The 3,623-nt window shown below is 64.1% G+C and carries 4 protein-coding genes; 2 read left to right on the top strand and 2 right to left on the bottom strand.

The genetic code is table 11. The features are described from left to right. The coding region (locus ACOJTD_RS08320) for an MHYT domain-containing protein (RefSeq protein WP_420132448.1) at positions 1-534 on the bottom strand (534 nt) is incomplete at its 3' end. A 239-nt stretch (positions 535-773) separates the two neighbouring features. Beyond that, complete coding sequence (locus ACOJTD_RS08315; RefSeq protein ID WP_420132447.1) at positions 774-1,292, bottom strand: MarR family winged helix-turn-helix transcriptional regulator; 519 nt, start codon at positions 1,290-1,292, stop codon at positions 774-776. 162 nt (positions 1,293-1,454) lie between these two features. On the opposite strand from ACOJTD_RS08315, the gene ACOJTD_RS08310 reads away from it, so the two are divergent. Then, entirely contained in the window at positions 1,455-2,495 is a 1,041-nt protein-coding gene (locus ACOJTD_RS08310) for a branched-chain amino acid ABC transporter permease (protein WP_420132446.1), read from the top strand. Between the two features lie 5 nt (positions 2,496-2,500). After that, the coding region (locus ACOJTD_RS08305; protein WP_420132445.1) for an ABC transporter permease subunit at positions 2,501-3,623 on the top strand (1,123 nt) is incomplete at its 3' end.

The following is a 3,623-nucleotide window of genomic DNA, read 5'->3' as shown; positions in this document are numbered from 1 at the left end:
GGTCGGGAGCAGTTCGAACGCCCCCATGGCGATGAAATGATGCGAGGTGATTGCGAGCGTCAGCAGGACTCCGGATCCGGCCAGACGCCAGAGCGAGTCGCCGCGCTGGGCGAGCGCTACCGCGCCGATCGCCAGCACGATGCCGACGATGACGGATGTCACGATGGTGCCTTTGTCCCAGGCAAGCAATAGATTCAGCGATGCCATGCCGGTGTAATGCATCGCGGCGATGCCAATGCCGATCAGCCCGCCCCCCACGACGATGGCCCAGCGCCGACCTCCATATGCGGCGGCGATGAAGCCGAGCGTGGTCATGACGGCGGCGAGCAGAAGCGAGGCCACGGTGAGTTTAAGGTCGTAGTCGATTGCGACGCCCGGCGTGTAGGCCAACATGGCGATGAAGTGCGTGGCCCAAATGCCGCCGCCGGTCACCGCCCCCGCCGTCAGCAGCCAGAACATGCTCGCGGCAACGTCGCTGACGCGCGCACGCTGATAAAGATTGACGGCGGCGAGACTGGTGAGCAGGCAGATCAAGCCGGCGACAACAACGAGTCTCCAATCATGCTGCGTTTCGAGACAATTCCAAACTCTGAACATTCGAGGCCCGCCAACTGACGGTTACTCGGGTATTCCCAACAATTGACTGAGACTTTAACGCTCGCATAACACGGCGTTGCCGCTCGACTCAGCGTTACCGGCGCATGAACGGGAACCCGCGATCGGCATTCACAACGAACTAATCGCGCGATCAAAATATCAATTGATACGACCGATTAGAATTCACGAGCAATTTTCGCCAGCATCGCCAGCAGCGCGGTGCGGTTGTCTTCGCCGATAAGTTCAACAAGCCTGGCTTCGTGCTGGCTCGCCACCAGCTTCTTGGCGCGCGCGAGCGTGGCCCGCCCCTTGTCGGTCAGCATCAAAATGTGCGAGCGGCGGTCGTTCGGCGAGCGCGTGCGCACGCATAGCCCGCGGCTCTCCAGCGCATCCAGCATCGCCACGAAATTTGGCCGCAGGATGCCGAGCGTGGTTGCGATCTCGGTCTGGTTGCGTCCGGGATTGGCGTCGAGCAGCAGCAGCACCGAGAACTGCGCGGGAGTGAGCTGCACCGGCGCGACGCTTTGCAGGAAGTCTTCGAACACCCGAAGCTGCGCCCGCTTCAACGCGTAACCGAGCAACTCGGCGAGTTCGCCCATTGCGAGTTCGCCGCCCTCTTGCGCCAGCTCGGTCGCAGGCGGCTCCTTGCGGGCGGGGCGGAGCGGCTTGCCGGCGGCAGTTTTGGAAACAGGCATCGCCTCGGCTCTCGCTGCTGATCGATTGTTGGCGACCCGTTCGCGCGGGCCTTGAGCTTATAATCGATAATTGTTATGCATCATATCAAATTGGCCGCGCAGAATTCAACTGCCGGCGGCGGGATGCGGCGCGACCGCACTCTGTCGGAGGGGAGCGTCCGCTTGAACACCACGATTCTGCTGTTCCTGCTACAGGACGGCATCACCAACGGTGCGATCTACGCCCTGCTCGGACTGGCGCTGGTGCTGGTCTTTGCGGTGACCCGGGTCATCCTGATTCCGCAGGGCGAATTCATCACATTCGGCGCTCTGACTTACGCGACGCTGTCGACCGGCGGCACGCCGGGCACGGCCTATCTGGCGATGGTGATGGGCATCGTCGCCTTCGGCTTCGAGCTGTTCAGCATCCGCAAATCGCTGCGCGCCGGCAAGGTGATCCGGGCGGTGCTGATCTATCTGGTGTTTCCGGCGATCGTTCTTGGGCTGACGATGGCCCTGCCCGCGACCCAGCCCGGCGTCGCGGTGAACATCGCACTGTCGCTGCTGATCGTCGCAGCCATCGGCCTGTTTCTGTATCGCATCGCCTTCCAGCCGCTGGCGCACACCTCCGTGCTGGTGCTGCTGATCGCCTCGGTCGGCGTCCATCTGGCGCTGCAGGGTTTCGGCCTGGTGTTCTTCGGCGCCGAGGGCCTGCGCGGTCCGCCGCTGTCCGACGCGGCCGTAACGCTCGGCCCGCTTCGCTTCACCGGCCAAAGCCTCGCCGTCTACGCGATCACCATCGTGGTCATGATCGGCCTGTGGCTGTTCTTCGGCTACACTCGCTACGGCAAGGCGCTGCGCGCCACCGCGGTCAACCGGCTGGGGGCTCGATTGGTCGGCATCCGGACGTCGCTGTCCGGGCAACTCGCCTTCCTGCTCGCCTCGGTCATCGGCGCGATCTCGGGCATCCTGATCGTCCCGATCACCACCCTCTATTACGACACCGGCTTCCTGATCGGCCTCAAGGGGTTCGTCGCCGCGATCATCGGCGGCCTGATCAGCTATCCGCTCACCGCGGTCGCCGCGATCGTGGTCGGCGTGGTCGAGGCCTTCTCCTCCTTCTACGCCTCGAACTACAAGGAGGTCATCGTCTTCACGCTGATCCTGCCGGTGCTGGTGCTGCGCTCGCTCGCCGCCCCCGCGGTCGAAGAAGAGAAGGATTGAGCGCGATGCCGCGTTGGCTTCCCATCCTCGTATTCGCGGTCGTGATGGCGGCGCTGCCGCTGATCCCCGGCATTCCCCCATTCTGGATCGTGCTGCTCGACAATATCGGCCTCGCCTCGCTGGTAGCGATGGGCCTGGTGTTGCTGACCGGCGTCGGCGGCCTCACTTCTTTCGGCCAGGCCGCATTCTGCGGATTCGGCGCCTACACCACCGCCTACATCACCACCGTCTACGGAATTTCGCCGTGGCTGACTTTGCCGCTGTCGCTGCTGGTCGCAGGCATCGCGGCGGTCCTGCTCGGACTGATGACGGTGCGCCTCTCGGGCCACTATCTGCCGCTCGGCACCATCGCCTGGGGCATCTCGCTGTATTATCTGTTCAGCAAGCTGGATTTCCTCGGCCGCAACGACGGCATCTCGCGGGTGCCGCCGCTGTCGCTCGGCTCGCTCGAAATGTGGTCCCCGGAGTCGATCTACTTCGTGATCTGGGCGATGGTGCTGATCAGCGCCCTCTTGACCATGAACCTTCTGGACAGCCGCACCGGCCGCGCCATCCGCGCGCTGCGCCGCGGCCATATCGCAGCCGAAGCGTTCGGCGTGCGCACCGCTCGTTCGAAGCTGTTGGTCTTCATCTACGCCGCGGTGCTGGCGGGCCTGTCCGGCTGGCTGTATGCGCACTTCCAGCGCAACGTGAACCCGACGCCGTTCGGCCCGCAGGCCGGCATCGAATATCTGTTCATCGCCGTGGTCGGTGGCGCCGGCTATGTTTGGGGCGGCGTGCTCGGCGCAGCGATCGTGATCGTGCTGAAGGAAGTGCTGCAGAGCTATCTGCCGATGCTGTTCGGCGGCCAGGGTCAGCTTGAGATTATCGTGTTCGGCATCCTGCTGGTGATCCTGCTGCAGCTCGCGCCCGGCGGCGTCTGGCCATGGCTGAGCAACCTGATCCCGATCAAGATCCGCCGCGCAAAGATCGACACCAGTTCGGCCCTGGCGCCGCGTGAGCGAACGTTGGTCGAGACCGGCACCCTGCTCAAGGTCGAGCGCGCGCGCAAACAGTTCGGCGGCGTAGTCGCGGTCAACGACGTCTCGTTCGAGGTCAAGGCCCGGGAGATCGTCGCGCTGATCGGTC

Source organism: Rhodopseudomonas sp., from assembly GCF_048594845.1.
Classification (GTDB): domain Bacteria; phylum Pseudomonadota; class Alphaproteobacteria; order Rhizobiales; family Xanthobacteraceae; genus Rhodopseudomonas.
Note: the sequence above shows the minus strand (reverse complement) of the source record. Positions and strands in the feature narration are given on the sequence as shown.

Excerpts from the sequence above, each read along its gene's own strand:
- ACOJTD_RS08315 (WP_420132447.1), bottom strand. The coding sequence starts at position 1,292 with ATGCCTGTTTCCAAAACTGCCGCCGGCAAGCCGCTCCGCCCCGCCCGC.